Origin of the sequence: Actinomadura sp. NPDC048021 (genome assembly GCF_040653135.1) — a bacterium.
In the GTDB taxonomy this organism is placed as follows: Bacteria; Actinomycetota; Actinomycetes; order Streptosporangiales; family Streptosporangiaceae; genus Spirillospora; species Spirillospora verrucosospora.
This window is the reverse complement of the sequence record NZ_JBEZJQ010000003.1, coordinates 92,396-109,398: the sequence shown is the minus strand read 5'-3', so window position 1 is coordinate 109,398 and position 17,003 is coordinate 92,396. Positions and strand designations below refer to the sequence as shown.

Annotated in this window: 16 protein-coding genes; 1 reads left to right on the top strand and 15 read right to left on the bottom strand. The window is 71.6% G+C overall.

Translation table 11 applies throughout. The features are described 5' to 3' along the window. Positions 1-2: 2 nt before the first annotated feature. The 5 genes from AB0C87_RS06380 to AB0C87_RS06360 form a co-directional block, all read right to left on the bottom strand. Positions 3-473 (bottom strand): histidine phosphatase family protein, encoded by a 471-nt coding sequence (locus AB0C87_RS06380; RefSeq protein WP_360576730.1) that lies wholly within the window; start codon positions 471-473, stop codon positions 3-5. A gap of 10 nt (positions 474-483) precedes the next feature. Beyond that, the gene (locus AB0C87_RS06375; protein ID WP_345187328.1) at positions 484-624 is read right to left on the bottom strand and encodes a hypothetical protein; all 141 of its coding nucleotides are present in this window, start codon (positions 622-624) and stop codon (positions 484-486) included. A 129-nt stretch (positions 625-753) separates the two neighbouring features. Then, positions 754-3,279, bottom strand: a complete 2,526-nt coding sequence (locus AB0C87_RS06370) for a sodium-translocating pyrophosphatase (protein WP_360576729.1) — start codon at positions 3,277-3,279, stop codon at positions 754-756. Between the two features lie 988 nt (positions 3,280-4,267). After that, positions 4,268-4,717: an ATP-binding protein gene (locus tag AB0C87_RS06365; RefSeq protein WP_345187320.1), complete on the bottom strand. Its 450-nt coding sequence runs from the start codon at positions 4,715-4,717 to the stop codon at positions 4,268-4,270. Positions 4,718-4,733: 16 nt separating this feature from the next. Next, positions 4,734-5,087 (bottom strand): STAS domain-containing protein, encoded by a 354-nt coding sequence (locus tag AB0C87_RS06360; RefSeq protein WP_021597910.1) that lies wholly within the window; start codon positions 5,085-5,087, stop codon positions 4,734-4,736. A 247-nt stretch (positions 5,088-5,334) separates the two neighbouring features. Here AB0C87_RS06360 and AB0C87_RS06355 point away from each other — a divergent pair, with 247 nt between their 5' ends. Next, positions 5,335-7,644 carry a DEAD/DEAH box helicase gene (locus tag AB0C87_RS06355; protein ID WP_345187317.1) on the top strand — a complete coding sequence of 770 codons (2,310 nt, stop codon included), beginning with the start codon at positions 5,335-5,337 and terminating at the stop codon, positions 7,642-7,644. 5 nt (positions 7,645-7,649) lie between these two features. On the opposite strand, the gene AB0C87_RS06350 is transcribed toward AB0C87_RS06355, so the two are convergent. The 10 genes from AB0C87_RS06350 to AB0C87_RS06305 form a co-directional block, all read right to left on the bottom strand. Next, positions 7,650-8,021, bottom strand: a complete 372-nt coding sequence (locus AB0C87_RS06350; protein ID WP_353831863.1) for a hypothetical protein — start codon at positions 8,019-8,021, stop codon at positions 7,650-7,652. 615 nt (positions 8,022-8,636) lie between these two features. Then, positions 8,637-9,902: a hypothetical protein gene (locus tag AB0C87_RS06345; RefSeq protein WP_360576728.1), complete on the bottom strand. Its 1,266-nt coding sequence runs from the start codon at positions 9,900-9,902 to the stop codon at positions 8,637-8,639. A 161-nt stretch (positions 9,903-10,063) separates the two neighbouring features. After that, the gene (locus tag AB0C87_RS06340; protein WP_360576896.1) at positions 10,064-10,462 is read right to left on the bottom strand and encodes an Rv3654c family TadE-like protein; all 399 of its coding nucleotides are present in this window, start codon (positions 10,460-10,462) and stop codon (positions 10,064-10,066) included. A gap of 189 nt (positions 10,463-10,651) precedes the next feature. Then, positions 10,652-10,996, bottom strand: a complete 345-nt coding sequence (locus tag AB0C87_RS06335; RefSeq protein ID WP_345178985.1) for a TadE family type IV pilus minor pilin — start codon at positions 10,994-10,996, stop codon at positions 10,652-10,654. 11 nt (positions 10,997-11,007) lie between these two features. Further along, complete coding sequence (locus AB0C87_RS06330) at positions 11,008-11,202, bottom strand: DUF4244 domain-containing protein (RefSeq protein ID WP_173394687.1); 195 nt, start codon at positions 11,200-11,202, stop codon at positions 11,008-11,010. An 86-nt stretch (positions 11,203-11,288) separates the two neighbouring features. Continuing rightward, positions 11,289-11,873, bottom strand: coding sequence for a type II secretion system F family protein (locus tag AB0C87_RS06325; RefSeq protein WP_360576727.1), 585 nt, complete (start codon positions 11,871-11,873; stop codon positions 11,289-11,291). Positions 11,874-12,190: 317 nt separating this feature from the next. Beyond that, positions 12,191-12,886: a type II secretion system F family protein gene (locus AB0C87_RS06320; RefSeq protein WP_360576726.1), complete on the bottom strand. Its 696-nt coding sequence runs from the start codon at positions 12,884-12,886 to the stop codon at positions 12,191-12,193. Positions 12,887-13,225: 339 nt separating this feature from the next. Next, positions 13,226-14,395 carry a TadA family conjugal transfer-associated ATPase gene (locus tag AB0C87_RS06315; RefSeq protein ID WP_360576725.1) on the bottom strand — a complete coding sequence of 390 codons (1,170 nt, stop codon included), beginning with the start codon at positions 14,393-14,395 and terminating at the stop codon, positions 13,226-13,228. Further along, complete coding sequence (gene ssd, locus AB0C87_RS06310; RefSeq protein WP_345178979.1) at positions 14,392-15,465, bottom strand: septum site-determining protein Ssd; 1,074 nt, start codon at positions 15,463-15,465, stop codon at positions 14,392-14,394. The genes AB0C87_RS06315 and ssd overlap by 4 nt, the downstream gene beginning before the upstream one ends. Positions 15,466-16,376: 911 nt before the next feature. After that, positions 16,377-16,994: a pentapeptide repeat-containing protein gene (locus tag AB0C87_RS06305; RefSeq protein WP_345178977.1), complete on the bottom strand. Its 618-nt coding sequence runs from the start codon at positions 16,992-16,994 to the stop codon at positions 16,377-16,379. Positions 16,995-17,003 lie beyond the last annotated feature (9 nt).

Sequence of the window (17,003 nt, the reverse complement as noted above, 5' to 3'; positions counted from 1 at the left end):
CGTCAGTCCTTGGGCGTGCGGACGGTGCGCAGCGTGCCGAGGCCGGGCCGGACGTCGGCCCAGCCGCCCGGAGGCAGGTCGATCACGGCGAGGGCGCAGGTGGGGAAGGCGTCGGGGGCCTGGCCCGTCAGGTCGTGGACGAGGTGGTGCACCGACGGGTTGTGGCCGACCAGCAGGAGCGTGCCGGCCTCGTCCGGAGCCTCGGAGACGAGGGCGAGGAGCCCGTCGGGATCGTTGTCGTAGATGCCGGGCTCGAAGGCGGTCTCCGCGTCGAGCGCCAGGCGGGCCAGGGTCTCCCGGGTCCGCGCGGCGGGCGAGCACAGCACCCGCCCCGGGACGAGGTCGTTCGCGCGCAGCCAGTCTCCGGCCGCGGTCGCGTCCCGGCGCCCGCGCTCGGTGAGCCTGCGGTCGACGTCGGGTATGCCGAGACCGGCTTCGGCCTTGGCGTGGCGGAGCACGATGAGCGTGGGCATGGGCGCCACATTAGGGGGCCGCGAGGGCCGCCAGGGTCCACAGCACGAGCATGATGCCGAACATTCCGCCGATCACGATCGCGAAGCCCTTGGGCCCCGACATCGCCCGCTTGCCGCCGCTCGCCACGGCCGCCTCCCGAGATCGCTCCACTGGGTCGAGGACGGGACGTCCCGCCCCTCCCGGACAGCGTACGACCGGGCCCGGAGTGGTCGGACGGGCCCCCGGGAAAACGCGGAAGGGCCGGTGGCACAAAGCCACCGGCCCCTCGCGTTCAGACGGTCAGGACTTGCCCGCGGACGACTCCTCGGCGTCCGGCTCGGCCTTGGCCCCGGCCGAGTCGGCCCCTACGCCGCTGTTCGAGGGGGGTCGACCCCCCGCGCCCCCCGCGGCGCCTTCGGCGCCGACCTTGGCCTCCTCCGGCGCTCCTTTGTCCAGCGCCCCCGCGGCCTCGCCGCTCTTCGCGGCGTCCGGCCCCGGCCTGCCTCCCTCGACGGCGGGGTCGGAGGACGACTCCCCAATCGGGTCGGCGCGCCGCTTGGAGATCACGATCGCCGCGACGACGACAGCGACGGAGAACACGGTGACGCCGACGCGCAGCAGCGTGTTGCCCGCGTAGGTCACCACCGCGTCCGCGATCAGCAGCGCGACCAGGTTCATCACCTTGATCAGCGGGTTGATGGCGGGGCCGGCGGTGTCCTTGAACGGGTCGCCGACCGTGTCGCCGATGATCGTGGCCTCGTGCGCCTCGCTGCCCTTGCCGCCGAGGTGGCCCTCCTCGACGAGCTTCTTCGCGTTGTCCCACGCGCCGCCGGAGTTGGCGAGGAACACCGCCATCAGCACGCCCGCCGCGATGGCGCCGCCGAGATAGGCGCCGAGGGGCGCGTACCCGAGGGCGAAGCCGACCGCGATCGGCGTCATGATGGCCAGCAGGCCCGGGGTGGCGAGCTCGCGCTGCGCGTCCCGGGTGCAGATGTCCACGACCCGGTCGTAGTCGGGCTTCTCGGTGTAGTCCATGATCCCGGGCTTGGTGCGGAACTGCTCGCGCACCTCGACCACGACCCGGCCGGCCGCGCGGCCCACCGCCATGATCGCCAGGCCGGAGAACATGAACACCACGGCCGCGCCGATGATCAGCCCGATCAGCACGTTCGGGCTCGCGATCGACAGGTTGAAGTTCAGGAAGTCGGCGCCGATCGCGTTCCTGGCGTCCTTCGACGCGCCGGCGAGCGCCGCGATCACCGTCGTGCGGAACGAGCCGAACAGCGCGGTCGCGGCGAGCACCGCCGTCGCGATCGCGATGCCCTTGGTGATGGCCTTGGTGGTGTTGCCGACCGCGTCCAGCCGCTCCAGCACGGAGGCGGCCTCGCCCTGGACGTCCCCGGACATCTCGGCGATGCCCTGGGCGTTGTCGGAGACGGGCCCGAAGGTGTCCATCGAGACGATCACGCCGACGGTGGTGAGCAGCCCGGTGCCGGCCATCGCCACCGCGAACAGCGCGACGGTGGTGTTGCCGAAGCCGAGCAGGAACGCCCCGTACACGGCGGCGCCGATCACCAGCGCGGTGTAGACGGCGGACTCCAGGCCGAGCGAGATGCCCGACAGGATGACGGTGGCCGGACCCGTCCGGGCGCTGTCGGTGACCTCCTTGACCGGCTTGCGGTTGGTCTCGGTGAAGTAGCCGGTGAGCAGCTGGATCGCGCTGGCGAGCACGATGCCGATCAGGACGGAGCCGAGCGCGACCCAGCGCGGGTCGGCGTCCAGGCCGGCGATGGCCTTGTCGCGGACGCCGTCCAGCTCCGCGAAGGACGAGGGCAGATACACGAACGCGGCGACCGCGACGAGGACCGCCGAGATCGCGGCGGAGATGAAGAAGCCCCGGTTGATCGCGGTCATCCCGGACCGGTCGCCGGAGCGGGGCGCCACCGCGAAGATGCCGATCACCGCGGTGATCACGCCGATCATCGGCACGATCAGCGGGAACACCAGGCCCTGGTTCCCGAACGCCGCGGTGCCGAGGATCAGCGCCGCGACGAGCATGACCGCGTACGACTCGAACAGGTCGGCGGCCATGCCGGCGCAGTCGCCGACGTTGTCGCCCACGTTGTCGGCGATCGTCGCCGCGTTGCGCGGGTCGTCCTCGGGGATGCCCTGCTCGACCTTGCCGACCAGGTCGGCGCCGACGTCGGCGGCCTTGGTGAAGATGCCGCCGCCGACCCGCATGAACATGGCGAGCAGCGCGGCGCCGAAGCCGAAGCCCTCCAGCACCTTCGGCGCGTCGCCCTGGTAGGCCAGGACCACGACGGCGGCGCCGAACAGGCCGAGCCCGACGGTGAACATGCCCGCGACGCCGCCGGTGCGGAAGGCGATCCGCATCGCGACCTTCTCGCCGCCCTCCTCGCGGGCGGCCGCGGCGACCCGGACGTTGCCCCGGACGGCCAGCCACATCCCGGTGAACCCGGTGACGGCGGAGAAGATCGCCCCGATGACGAAGAAGACGGACCGGCCGATCCGCTCGCTGGTGGAGTCGGCGGGCAGGAGCAGCAGGACGAGCGGGATCAGGACCACGAAGATCGCGACCGTCCGGAACTGGCGTTTCAGATAGGCGCCCGCGCCCACCTGAACGGCGCGCGCGATCTCTTGCATCTTGGCGGTGCCCTGGCCGGCGGCCAGGACGTCGCGTACGAGACCCGCGGCGACGGCCAGTGCGAGCAGTGCGACCACGGCGACGACGACGACCAGGGAAAGGTCGCCGCCGCCGAGATCCACTTCAGCGCTGGCCGGGTCTGACAGGGAAAACCCGGGCATCCGTCCTCCTCGACAGGGGCGTTGCGATCGCGACCGAGATAAAAGCGATCTTTACCGCGTACCCAACGAGTCACGATTTCGAACGCCTCGCACGGCAACGCGGGTGCCGGGAGTCTACGCACGCGTAAGTCGAATGTTAAGGCCGCGACGCCCTTCATGAAGATGTCGCCGAAATGAAACACGCGATACGCCAGAAATTGACCCATTGGCCCGATCGGGCGGCATCGTCCCAGGTCAGACCGGGCCAGCCATTCATTACCCCGCCGATACCTTGACGGGCACGGGGCATGACCGGCACCTCGGCACCACCACCGGCGTCCGCATTCAAGCTAAGCATTAACACGGAATATGTCTAGACCCAAATCGGGACAACATCCGACGATCACAAGAGAATCCCACACCCCCAACCCCACCGCCCCCACCCGTCCCCGACCGCGCTCACACGCAGTAACCAACCTCGACGGCACCGCGGACAGCGGACGGAAGATCACCAGCCCACCCGGGACCGGCCAGACCCGCAGGTCGGTCGTCTCAGCATCGACGGGACGCGCCAGCACCCCCGCACCAGGAGGCAGCGCAAGGAGAGCCCTGAAAAAGCCCACTGCCGCAACCGCACCCGAAGGCAGGCTCAAGGGAAGCGGAGACCCTGATCCGGCAGCCAGCCGAAGCGACGCCACCCATCTCCCGCGGCACCCGACGCTGGATGGCCCTCGGGCCGAAAGAGGCGAAGGCACGGTGACAGCCGCCGCGACAACCTCAGCCACCACCGCAACCACGCAACAAGCTGAGGAGCCGCGATCGCGTCCGAAGGCAGGTTCAAGCGAAGCGAGAACCTGATCGCGCAGCGAGCCGCCAGGCGAGACGGAGCGATGCCAGCGATCGCCCGCCTTTATCGACGATGGAGGGCCGCCAGGCCCGAAGGAGGAGAAAAAGGCATTACAAAGGCCCCGCCGGGGCGGGGCCTTTGGTCGCGGTGGCGCGGGCGCGTCTAGATGGTCGCCTCGGCTTCGGCCGGCCAGCTCATCCGTATCTGGACCCCCTTCGGCGTGTTGGCGATCTCCACGTCGTCGGCGAGCCCGGCGATGACGGCCAGACCCAGTTCAGCGGTGCCCTCGCCCAGGCCGTACTCGAACTCGTCCGCTCCCTCGTCCTCGGCGGCTGCGGGGAGCCCCTCCGGCGGGAGGTCGCCGGGGACGGTGTCGCTGACGATCACCTCGAAGCGGCCCTTCTCGCCGCGCAGTTCGAGGCGGACGGGTTCGTCCGGGCAGTGCCGGCGGTGCGCCTCCACGGCCCGGGAGCACGCTTCGGCGACCGCGAGCCGGACCTCGTCCAGCAGCGGTTCGGCGACGCCGCTGCGACGGGCGACGGCGGTGACGATCAGCCGGGCGGTCCGGACGTGGACGGGCAGCGCGCTGAAGGACAGTTCAACGGTCGACATCTGAGTCGCGGGCCGCCTACTTGGCGCCCTTGCGCTTCTCCTCGGCCTCGGCGATCGAGTCGTGGATGCCGAAGACCTTGGTCAGCCCCGTGATCCGGAAGATCTTGAGGATGCGCTCCTGGGTGCACACGAGTTCCAGCGACCCGTCGTGGGCGCGCACCCGCTTCAGCCCGCCGACGAGGACGCCGAGACCGGTCGAGTCGAGGAACTCCACCTTCTCCATGTCCACGAGCAGGTGGAACTTGCCCTTGTTCACCAGGTCGATGAGCTTCTCGCGAAGCTTCGGCGCCGTGTAGACGTCGATCTCGCCCTCCACGTTGATGACGGTGAGGCCATCGTCGGTGGTGTAGTCGTTAACCTTCAGATCCACAGATCCTCCACGCGCCGTGCAGCTATCCGATCCCGCCGTCCGGCCCCATGGGCAGGGCGCCGAACGCCGAGACTTCGCCGTGATTCAACCACGCTCCGGCGTCGTGTACGCGCGTAATCGCCCACACGGGCGAAAGTTCGCGCCATCCCGTCTGACCTGCTGATCTCAGGGTCAGAGCAGGGGGAACGGGCCCTCCGGCGCCGGGGCGTTCCCGTAGTTTTGCCCCGGCTGGCACACTGAAAACCTGATGGGCGCCCAAAGATCCTCAACTCCCCTGGACCGGCTGCTCGCCGACCCCGGACGACGCGAACGAATCACCCATGTGGAGAGCGTTCCGGCACGTCAGGGGCGCCGGGCCGCGTGGCCCTCCTGGTCGCCGCCGCTGCTGGTGGAGCGGCTGGCCGCCGCCGGCATCGAGTCCCCCTGGGAGCACCAGTCCGCCGCGGCCGAGCACGCCCGCGCCGGACGCTCTGTGATCATCGCCACAGGGACGGCGTCCGGCAAGTCGCTCGCCTACCTGCTGCCCTGCGTCGAGGCGATCTACGCGGGCGACGAGAACCCTCGCCACGAGGGGACGGTTCTCTATCTCTCGCCGACGAAGGCCCTGGCCGCCGACCAGCTCCGCGCTCTCCGCGCGCTGCGCCTCACCCGGGTCCGCGCGGCGACGTACGACGGCGACACGCCGCAGGACGAGCGGACGTGGGTCCGGCAGCACGCCAACTACGTGATGACCAACCCAGACATGCTGCACAGGTCGATCCTTCCCGGGCATGCCCGGTGGTCATCCTTTCTGCGCCGCCTCCGTTACGTCGTCATCGACGAGGCCCACGGGTACCGCGGGGTCTTCGGGTCGCACGTCGCTCAGGTTCTGCGCCGCCTGCGCCGGGTGTGCGGGCGCTATCACGCGTCGCCCACGTTCATCCTCGCTTCGGCCACCGCGTCGGAGCCCGCTACGGCCGCGTCCCGTCTCACCGGTCTCGATGTAGTGGCCGTGGACGAGGATGCCTCGCCGCGAGGGCCCGCCACGTTCGCCCTGTGGGAGCCGCCACTGACAGACCTGCGCGGTGAGCAAGGCGCGCCCGTTCGCCGTACGGCCACCGCTGAGGCCGGTGACCTCTTGGCAGACCTTGTCGTCGAGGGCGTCCAGACACTTGCCTTCGTCCGGTCCAGGCGCGGCGCAGAGTCGGTGGCGCTCAGCGCCAAGCGCGCTCTGCACGAGGTAGCCCCCGGCTTGGCCGACCAGGTCGCCGCCTACCGGGCCGGGTATCTGCCCGAGGAACGGCGCGCCCTGGAGGCCGCCCTGCGCTCGCGCTCGATCATAGGTCTGGCGAGCACGAACGCTCTGGAGCTCGGCGTGGACGTCTCCGGGCTCGACGCGGTCCTGGTGTGCGGATGGCCGGGCACCCGCGCGTCCCTCTGGCAGCAGGCAGGACGCGCCGGACGTTCCGGGCAGGCGGCCCTGTCCGTCCTGGTGGCCCGCGACGACCCGCTCGACACCTTCCTCGTCCACCATCCCGAGGCGATCTTCGGGACGCCGGTCGAGGCCACCGTGCTCGACCCCGACAACCCCTACGTGCTCGAACCTCACCTGTGCGCGGCGGCGTCAGAGATGCCGCTCACCGAGGACGACCTCCCGCTCTTCGGGCCCGCGACCGCCGACCTCCTGCCGGACCTGGTGCGGCGCGGGCTCCTGCGCCGCCGTCCCGCCGGCTGGTACTGGACGCGCCGCGACAGGGCCTGCGACCTCGCCGACATCCGGGGCGCGGGCGGCGCCCCCATCCAGGTCGTCGAGGCGTCCACCGGACGGCTCCTCGGCACCGTGGACGAGCCGTCCGCGCACACCACCGTCCACGACGGGGCCGTCTACATCCACCAGGGCGAGTCGTTCATCGTCCAGACCCTCGACCTGGACGACTCCGTCGCGCTCGTCGAGGCGGCCGACCCGGACTACTCGACCACCGCCCGCGACGTCACCGACATCAGCATCGTGGAGCCGCTCCGCTCGGTCTCCTGGGGCGAGGCCACCCTCAGCTTCGGAACCGTCGAAGTCACCCGCCAGGTGGTCGCCTACCAGATGCGCCGCTTGCAGACAGGGGAGATGCTCGGCGAGAAGCCCCTGGACCTGCCGCCACGGACCCTCCGAACCCGCGCCGTATGGTGGACCCTCTCCGAAGCCCAGATCTCGCGTCTGGACGACCTCGACCTGGCAGGCGCCGCCCACGCCGCCGAACACGCCTCGATCGGTCTGCTCCCCTTGTTCGCCACGTGCGACCGCTGGGACATCGGCGGCGTCTCCACCGCCGTCCATCCCGATACCGGGTTGCTCACCGTCTTCGTCTACGACGGCCACGAAGGCGGCGCCGGGTTCGCCGAGCGCGGCTACGGCGACGCAGCCGCCTGGCTACGTGCTACCCGCGACGCCATCGCGTCCTGCGAGTGCGATTCAGGCTGCCCGTCCTGCATCCAGTCCCCCAAATGCGGTAACGGCAACGACCCCTTGGACAAGCGCGGCGCCCTCGACCTTCTGGCCGTCCTCCTCCACGACGCACCGGCGTAGCGAGGTCAGTTGGGCGCGACGCGCTGGGCGGGGACGGAGGCCTGGTCGTCCATCCCGCGCCGGGCCTGGGCCAGCGCCTGCTGGAGCCTGCGCCGCTCCATCTCCAGCGTCTGCAGGGACTCCTCGTGCTCGTCCCGCAGGTCCCGCAGCTCCCGCCGCATGTTCATCGTGCGCCGGAACCCCAGCGACGCGACCATCATCCCCGCCATGAACACGATGGCGACGACGGCGCCGGCCATGAAGACGTGCCACTGCGAGGTGACCCCGGGAACCTCGTCGCCGAACACGGTCAGCTGGGCCGCGTCCGGGTTGTCCAGCACCACGGCGACGCCGACCGCTCCGGCGGCGAGCGCGACGAGCAGTCCCAGGAAGATCATGCGGAGGGTCCCCTCTCCATCGGGCCCCTGTGCAGGACGGGGCCGAGGTCTCGGACGACGGACCGCATTGCCGGACAAGCCAGACGATCCGACTGGCAAGGCAGCCTAGACCTTGCCCCGACCCCCCGCCAGCCCCACCACCAACTCCCACCCACCGAACCCCACCCACCGCCGGAGAAACCACACCCCCAACACGCAAGCAAAGCCGCCACCCAACCACCCCACCCACGACCCCGCCCACCCCACGAAACCGCCCACCCCGCGAAGCCGCCCACCCTGCGAAGCCGCCCACCGCGCGAACACGACCAGCCCGCGAGCGCAGCCGAAACGCAAGCCCGGCCAGCCGTGCGCGCCGGTCCAGCCAGCCCGTCAGACCACCCAGCCATGAACACGACCAGCCCGCGAGCGCAGCCAACGCGCAAACGACTCGCACGTCGTCTTCAGGCCGCTGGTAATGGACGACACCCTCACATGCGGCTAGTCCGCAGGTTGCTTGAGGGCCGGCGCTGGTCGCGCCGCATCGCCTTCAGCGCGGCCTGCGGCACGTTCGCCGCCGTCGCCACGGAGTTGGGGGCCGGACGGACGGGCCCGGCGGGGTCCGGTGGTCGAGAGAAGCTACTTGCGGCGGCGGCCGCGCTTGGGCTTCGTCTTCGTGCCGGAGTTGGCGAGGCGGACGTTCACTCCGCCCGAGGGCTTGCCGAGGGTCGCGGGACGGCGGCCGGCCTTCGGCTTCGAGTCGAGGACGGCCGTGCGGGTCGCGCGCTTGGAGGAGCGTGCCCCCTTGGCTCCGGCCGCCACCACTGGCGCGGTCTTGGCGAGGGCCTCGGCGCGCGCGATCTGCTCGCGCGACTTGCTCACCCGCCTGCGGCCGGTGCCGCTGCGTGCGATGCGGGCCGCCATGCCGTTGCTGCTCGTGCCCGCCTGGGCGACGCGCAGGCGGCGCGTCCAGGTCCCGAGGTGGGCGGCGACGATCAGCAGGACCAGCGCGATGCCGACGCTCTTGCCCCACTGGAGCCGGTCGGTCGCCGCGATGTTCTGGGCCTTCGGCGAGTCGGTGGCGATCTGCGGCGCGGGGTAGGTGAACCCGGGCGTCGCGCCGTCCGGCTGGACGGACGGGAGGGTGACCGGCGAGTTGTTGTTGAACGGGGTCAGCGGCGTCCCGGTGCTGGGGACCCCGGAACCGCCGGACGGCAGGGACGGCACCGAACCGCTGCCTGGGGCGGAACCGGTCCCGCCTCCCAGCGAGGCGGTCGCCGATGCGATGCCTGAGTAGAGCGAGCCGCCCGTGCCCGTGGACCGAATCGCCTTGACGCCCACGGACGCCGCGCCAGTGGACCTGGTCAGCGACAGGGTGGCGGAGCAGTTCGTTCCCGAGCAGAGGGAGTTCAGCGAGCCGGACTTGGACTTCACGCCCGAACCGGCGAGCGCGTAGCCGGTGAGGTCGTCTTCGAGGCCGCGGTTCCACTTCACGACGAGCTTGCCGCCGGACGCGCTGGCGGACACGCCGGTCGGCGCGGCCGGCGCGATGCGCACGGTGAAGGTGTTGGAGTCGTAGACGTGGTTGGTCTGCTTGCCGAGCAGGTAGACCTTGTAGCGACCATTCCGGTTGATCGAGAAGGTTCCGGACATATCGCCGGAAAGGCCCTTCTCCTGGAGGAACGTGTCTCCTATCCCGGGGCCGTCCACCCGGAGCTGCATCGTGATCGCGAAGTCGAAGTGCGCCTTCGCGGTCACCTGGGACCCGCTGCTGATGACGGCGCCGTCCGCCGGGGTGATGACGCTGGTCGAGGCCGCCTGCGCGGGCAGGGCGGCGAGTACCGGGAAGCTCATCGCAAGGGGTGCCGCGAGCGCGATCGCACCGATCCTGCGAATGATGGTCACGGCCTCAATCCCTTCGACAGCTCGCGCCGGTCTTCCGCCGGGCGCACCGCACCTGACGATAACTACGGGCTTACGGCAGCGTAACGTACCACCGGGTAGCAAAAGTCACAGGGGGATGACAAAGAGGAACGTGTTTTCATTCTCCGCACCCTCCCCGGCCTCTATTGACACTCAGTGCAACGAGACATGTGGCGCCAGGGTACGCCGTCCCGCTCCACAGGGCCAGCCCTCGCCCGAGAAACGATCCGCCGCCCCTTCAGCCCCATGAGCATCGGGACTTCGACAGCCACCGAGACGTCGACGGTCTCCCCCCGCACCCGGCACCGCACCATCCGCGCCCCCGACCCGCTCGCGATCTGCCTGGCCCTCGCACAGGCGGACCTGCCCCCATCGACGACTCGCGCCGCGCCCGCGAGTGCCGCCATGTCGGCCGCCGCCTCCCCCCGATGCCGCGCTCCCCGAACCCCGCCGACCAGGACCGCCGCCACCCCCACCACCCAGACGAGCACTGCGAACCCCAAAACCCAGACCGTCCCGGACCCCCGATCCCCACCCCTCACCTTCACCCGCCGTCCCACTCCCTCACCACCCCCACCGGTGACCCCACTGCCTGCCCCCACTGCCCTCCTCCTCCGCCCGCCCCGGACCACCCCTCCCTGACCACCCCTCCCTGGCCACTGCCCCCGGTCATCGCTCCGTCCTTTGCGCGGTTTGCTGCTTCCACCCGCCTGTTAGTGCCGACTTCGTGCTCATGGGGTGACCGGTGGAGCGCTGGGTTCTGTTTCGGCGGCCGCGTGGGCGTGGACGATGACGGCCGGTAGGCCGATCGCGGCGGCGGGGGCTACGGGGGCCGAGATGTCGACGCGGACGGTGGCCTCGTCGCGGTGGAGCCGGACGGTCGCCTCCTTGGGGACCCCGCTCTCCACCAGCTCGCGGACGGCGCTGAGGGACTCGCCTCTGGCCGCCGCCCGGGCGCCGCTTCGGGCGGCGTCCGTACAGGCGAGCTGCACGGACGCCGCTTTCACGCCCCACAGCGCGATCGCGGTGACCAGCACCAGGGAGGGGAGGGCCACGGCGATCTCCGCCGTGGCCATCCCTCGATCCCTCAGCCGGCCAGATTGAGCGCCTTCTCGATGATCCGTAAGAGCATCGTCTTCACCTGGGGACTGGTCACGATCTTGAACAGCAGGCCCGCGAAGGCCGCCGCGGCGATGGTGCCGACCGCGTACTCGGCTGTGGACATCCCGCGGTCCTTGCACGTGCCGGACCATCGCCGCACCACCGTCTTCCATGCCCTCATCGGGGCTCCTTTCGCTCGAGGTCGGTACCAGGCTGCTCTGCGGAGAAGCCAGGTGACGGGCGAACCGCATTCTGTGGATAACCCGCTCACCAGGGCAGGAGGATCGTCGAGGCGATCCCGGCGATGGCCGGGACGACTCCGAGGAGGACGAAGGCGGGAAGGAAGCACAGGCCGAGTGGAGCGAGTGCCCGGATGCCCGCCGCTCGTGCCCTGGCGGCGGCTGCCGCACGTGCTACTCGGCGCTGGTCGCGGGCGAGGCGGCCGAGGGACGGGGCCAGTGCCGCACCCGTCGACGCCGCCCGGACGGCCGCACGCGCCAAGGGCGCGAGCATCGGCTCCTCCGCCAGGACCGGCCAGGCCTCCGCGGGGTCGGCCCCCAGCCTGATCTGGACGGACACGGCGTGCAACTCCTCGCCGAGCGGGCCTCCCACCGCGCTCGCGACCGCTTCGACCGCCTCGTGCCAGGGGGCGCCGCCGCGCAGGCAGGCGGCGAGGAGATCGACCGCCACGGGGAGATCGGCGATGAGTCGTGCCCGTCTGCGGCGGCGCTCCCCACTGCCGAGGCGGCTGAAGGACAGCCAGACGCCCGCGGCGACCAGCACGCCGATCACTCCACCGGCCAGGCCGCCCAGCAGCACCACGCACAACGCTCCCGCCACGCCTGCGGCCACCCGCCGAAGGATGACGTCGCGGCGCCCGGACGCCTCGGATGGCCCGTCCCGCTCCTTCACCCCCGAGGCTGGGACGGACGTTCCCCGTGGGCGAGCGTGACCTGTCGCCCAGGCGAACCGTCGTCTGGGAGCTGCATGCCTCGGGGAAGGCCCTCCGAACTGACCGACCAGCCTCCGCGTGGAGTCGTCGATCCCCTTGGGAAAGAGGAACCCCGATGCTGCGGCGCAGAGCATGACCATGAGGGTCGTCATCACTTCACCTGCTCCATACGGATCTCGGGGCGTTCATGGCGGCTTTCCAGGGGGTGGCCCCTCGGTCAGAGGGGTGATTCGGCGGATTTGGCTAGGCGGCGGGTCCAGTAGAGGCCGGTGGCGTTGAGGGCCGTGCCTGTGATCAGGCAGGCGAGGCCAGGAAGGGTGGTGCAGAGGAACGGAATGGGGTGGGCGCCCAGGGCGGCGGCCATGGCCAGGCCCAAGATCGGGAGGGCGGCCAAGAGGCGCGCCGTGGCTCGGGGGCCGGCTAGTTGGACGGACACGTCCTGGCGTTGGGCCTCCTCATCGCGGAGGGCGCCAGCCAGGCCGTCCAGGACGGTGGCCAAGGTGCCGCCGCGTTCGGAGCCGACGCGCCAGCAGGCCGCCAGGAGGCGAAGACCTTCGGCTCCTGGCTGCGTCGCCAGTTCGTCCAGGTGGTCCGGGGGCGGACGAGGCAGGTCGAGCAGTTCTTTCGAGACGTGCGGGTCGAGGACGGCGGCCGCTGCCGTGAAGGCCTCGTCGGGGGTCCGGCCGGCGGCCAGCTCGGCGGCCATGGCGTCGCAGAGCTCGATGATCGAGCTTCGACGGCGCTGCGGCAGCGTCCGACGTTCCCTGAGGGTCTCCAGTCTAATGCGCAGCGGACGCAGCGGGTCGCCGGATGGTGCGGCGCCCAGGCGATCGAGGCGATGGGCCGCCGGAGTGGGCGCCAAGTAGGTCCACACAGCGGCCGCCGCACAGAAGGCGGCGAGGACGGTCAACATCAGTCACCTCGCAGGCAGGAGAGCGGGCTGGTATTCGAGTAGCCCGCACGGCAGCGGCTCCACAGAGGACGGGTAGGCCGAACCACTAGCCCGCGTTCCCCGAGCTCTGGGCCCCGGGTTACTAGGGCCCGTGCCACTAGCCCGTGCCGAGGAGCTCGTGCCAGGAGCCCGTGCCAGGTAGATCCAGACGGCCGCGCAGGGGACGGTCAGGGAGGTCGACATTGGGCGCCTCGTAATGGGTCAGGCGGGAGGGGCCAGGGGCGGGTGTTCGGCACGTTCAAGCGGCCGTGCAGAGGGGGGCCGCCAGTGGTGGGGCTGGGGGTGGGGGCTTCTTGGGTGTTAGGGGTGAGCGCGGGCATTGCTGGTGGGTTTCAGGCGGGTGGTCAGTTCGGTTGCGCCTGCGGCGGGGATCGTCTCGCCGGAGGCGGTGAAGGAGATCGCGGGGACCACGCCTACCAGGCCGTTCGGGGCTCGTTGGAGGAGGCAGATCTCGGCTACTCGGCGGCGGCCTCCGCCGGGGTCGCGGACCAGGTGGACGATGATGTCCAACGCGGCGGCCAACTGGCTGTGGACGGCCTCTCGGGTCAGGCCCGCCGCGCAGGCCAGGGCCTCGATACGGGCGGGGACGTCGGCCGCGGTGTTGGCGTGGAGGGTGCCGCAGCCTCCTTCGTGGCCCGTGTTGAGGGCTTGGAGGAGGACCGCGACTTCGGGGCCTCTCACCTCGCCCACCACCAGGCGGTCGGGGCGCATGCGGAGGGCTTGGCGGACCAGGTCGTTCAAGGTCACGCCGCCGGCGCCCTCGGTGTTGGGCGGGCGTGCCTCCAGCCTGACGACGTGGGGGTGGGTGGGCTTCAGTTCGGCGGAGTCTTCTACCAGGAGGAGGCGCTCGGACGGGTCCGCCAGGGACAGCAGGCCGCTCAGCAGGGTGGTCTTGCCTGTGCCGGTGCCGCCGCTGATCAGGAAGGCCGCTCGGGAATCGATCAGGGCGGCCAGCAGGTCGGCGCCCTCGGGCGGGACGGTGTGGGCCGTGACGAGTTCGTCGAGCGTGAAGGCGCGGCGGCGGGGGAGGCGCAGGGACAGGCAGGTGCCGGTCGCGGCCACCGGTGGGAGGACGGCGTGCAGGCGGACGCCGCCGGGGAGGCGGGCGTCGGCGTAGGGGGAGGCGTCGTCGAGGCGGCGGCCCGCGGCGGCGGTGAGGCGCTGGGCCAGGCGGCGGAGGGTCGCCTCGTCCGGGAAGCCCACCGCGGTGCGGACCAGGCCGGAGCCGGTGTCGATCCAGACCTCGTCGGGGCCGTTCACCAGGACGTCGGTGACGTCAGGCGAGCGCAGCAGGGGCTCCAGGGGGCCGGCGCCGACGAACTCGGCGCGTAACTCGTCGGCCAGGGCCAGGACTTCGCGGTCGCCCAGCAGGCGCTCCTCGGCGCGGAGCGCGGCGGCGACGCGGCCGGTGGTGGCCTCGCCGCCCGTGTGGGCGAGCCGGTCGCGGACGGCGTCGGAGAGGCCGGTCATGCCGCCTCCCGGTAGGCGTAGGGCTGGAGGGCGAGGTCTGCGAGGACGGTGGCGCAGAAGTCGGCGAGGGGGCCGCGGCGGCACGCGCGTTCGAGGTCGCCGGAGTCGATGGCGGTGGGGAGGCGGCGGTCGCGGTCGAAGGAGCCGGCGAACGGAAGGCCGAGGACGCCCGCGACGGCGTCGGGGGTGATGCCGCCCGGGGCGGGGCCCTGGACGACGAGGCGCAGGTCGGCGGTGTCGCGGCGGAGGGCGGCGGCGAGGCCGTCGGCCGCCACGGTGGCGCGGACCTCGGCCGGGACGAGGAGGAACGTGACGGCGGCGGCGCGCAGGGCCGCGCGGCCGAGGTCGCCGGGATGGCGGGGGACGTCCGCGACGACCAGGTCGAATCCGCGGGCGGCGGCGTCGAACAGGGAGCGGACGGCCTCGTCGGAGACCGGGACGGGCTCGCCGCGCCGCCAGGACAGGACGGACAGGTCGCCCGTGCCGGGCAGGGTCTCGCGGAGGGTCGCGGTGCTGAGGCGGCCGCGGCGTTCGGCCAGGTCGGGCCAGCGGACGCCCTCGTGCGACTCCAGGCCGAGGAGGAGGTCGACGCCACCGCCGAACGGGTCGGCGTCGACGAGGAGGGTGCGCAGGCCCGTGCCCGCCGCGCGGAGGCCGAGCGCGGTCGCGAGGACGCTGGCCCCGGCGCCGCCGCGGGCGCCGACGACGCAGAGGGCGGTGGCCCAGCCGCCCTCGGGCTCGCAGGCGGCGGCGAAGGCGTCGATCAGCCAGTCCTCGTGGTCGGGAAGGGCGACGACGTCCTGGGCGCCGGCCTCCACGGCCAGGCGGTAGGCGTCGGGGGCGGCGCCGCCGGTGACGAGGACGACGCCCGGGCGGCGCTGGAGGCCGGCGGCGGCGACGTCCTCGGCGACGTCGGCGCCCACGAGGATGAGGGAGGGCCAGGCCCAGGCGGGTCTGGCCTCGTCGGCGCCGTAGGCGACCTCGGCGTGGGCGTCGGCGGCCGCGGCGAGGCGCAGGAGGCCGTCGGCGAGCGCGGGGTCGCCGGTGACGATCAGTGCCGTGAGGTTCATCGGATGCTCCTTCGACGTTCGGAGACATCCACCTTGCGGCGCGCGTCGGAAGCGGCGGGAAGGTTCCGCGAACTGTGGATAACTTCGCCGGGGCGGGCGGGCGGTGGCGCGGGATCGTTCACCCCGGGGCCACCGCCCGGCCGCCTCACGACAGGGCGACCCCCGCCGGGGGGGAGAGCGGGGGTCGCCGGCGGTCCGGCTCCGGGGGGGTAGAGCCGGCCCGCTTTCCCAGAAAGGTCTCAGGGAGTTCAGGCTAAGCCACGGGTAAGTCGCCTCTATGGGAGAAGCAAACTCACCGACTCAAGTCTAGGCGGATACAACATATGCTGCCCGATCGTCGAGAGTTCCGTCGAGCCGCAAACTCGCCCGGCACGTGGCGATTTTTCGCACCCGGCGGCGACGATCCGCCGGAGCGGCCGGCGCTGGGCGCCGCCCGGCCACGGCTGGGCCCCCGTTCCGGTGCACCGGAAGTGCAACGGGACGGAAGTCGGAGCGTACAGGAGAACTAAAGATCTTTCCCGTGCCTTCGTATGATCGACGACAAAGGGAAATGGTTACCCTGAGTGATCAATTTCGCGTTCCGAACGCCGTTTGCGGAAGTCCGCAATATGCCTCCTCGCCATCCGGGGAGACCGGAGCCGCCTCCGGCGCCCTCTCCGCCGCCCGCGGGCCGTTTTCCGAATGGGGCTTGTCATCTGGGCAAATAAGGCGTACACAGGTCATACGGACCGAGTGTCCGGGCACGGCAGCCGGGTACCCACGCGCGACCAGCCGCGGGAGGCGCGTCGAGACGGGCTTGACCCGATCCGACGAATACAGGTGCACGCTTGGTAACCCGGTGTGACGTGTCCAGCGGCGGCGTCCCGGCAGGGACGCCGTTTCGCTTGCGCCGCACCCCCCGGCCGAACCCCTTACCCGCGGACGTCCAGGCCCAGAGCCGTCGCGAGGACGACCGCCTGGTAGGGGTCGATCACCGCGCTCCTCAGTTCGACGCTGGACGGGTCCAGCGACGACAGGTCGCTGCCGCGCAGGTCGCAGCCGGAGAAGTCGGCCTTGTGCAGGGACGCCCCCGAAAGGTCGACCCCGCGCAGCTCCGCCCCGGCGCAGCGGGCGCCCGTGAGGTCCGCTTCGCGCATGCGCACGTCCGAGAACGCGGCTCGTCGCAGGTCCGCGCCGGGCAGGCCGGTGAACGACCAGTCGCCGCCCTTGACCTTCATCAGGTCGTAGGTGCAGCCGTCGAACGCGCTGCCGACGAACTTGCAGCCCGTGAAGGCGGCGTCGAAGAAGCCGCACCGGACGAACGTGCAGTTCAGGAACGCCCCGTCGGTGTGGCTGGACGCGTTGAACCGCACACCCCGGAACGTGCAGTCGGTGAAGGCGGCACCGGCGCCACTGGCCTCGGTCATGTCCACGTCCACGAACAGGACGCTGTCGTGCCGCTCACCTGTCAGGTCACGCGAATCCCAGTTCGCCGACGAGATCGTGGTCTCCGTCGGCGCCGCTGGTCGCCCGTACATGCGATCGGCCATAGGACCAGC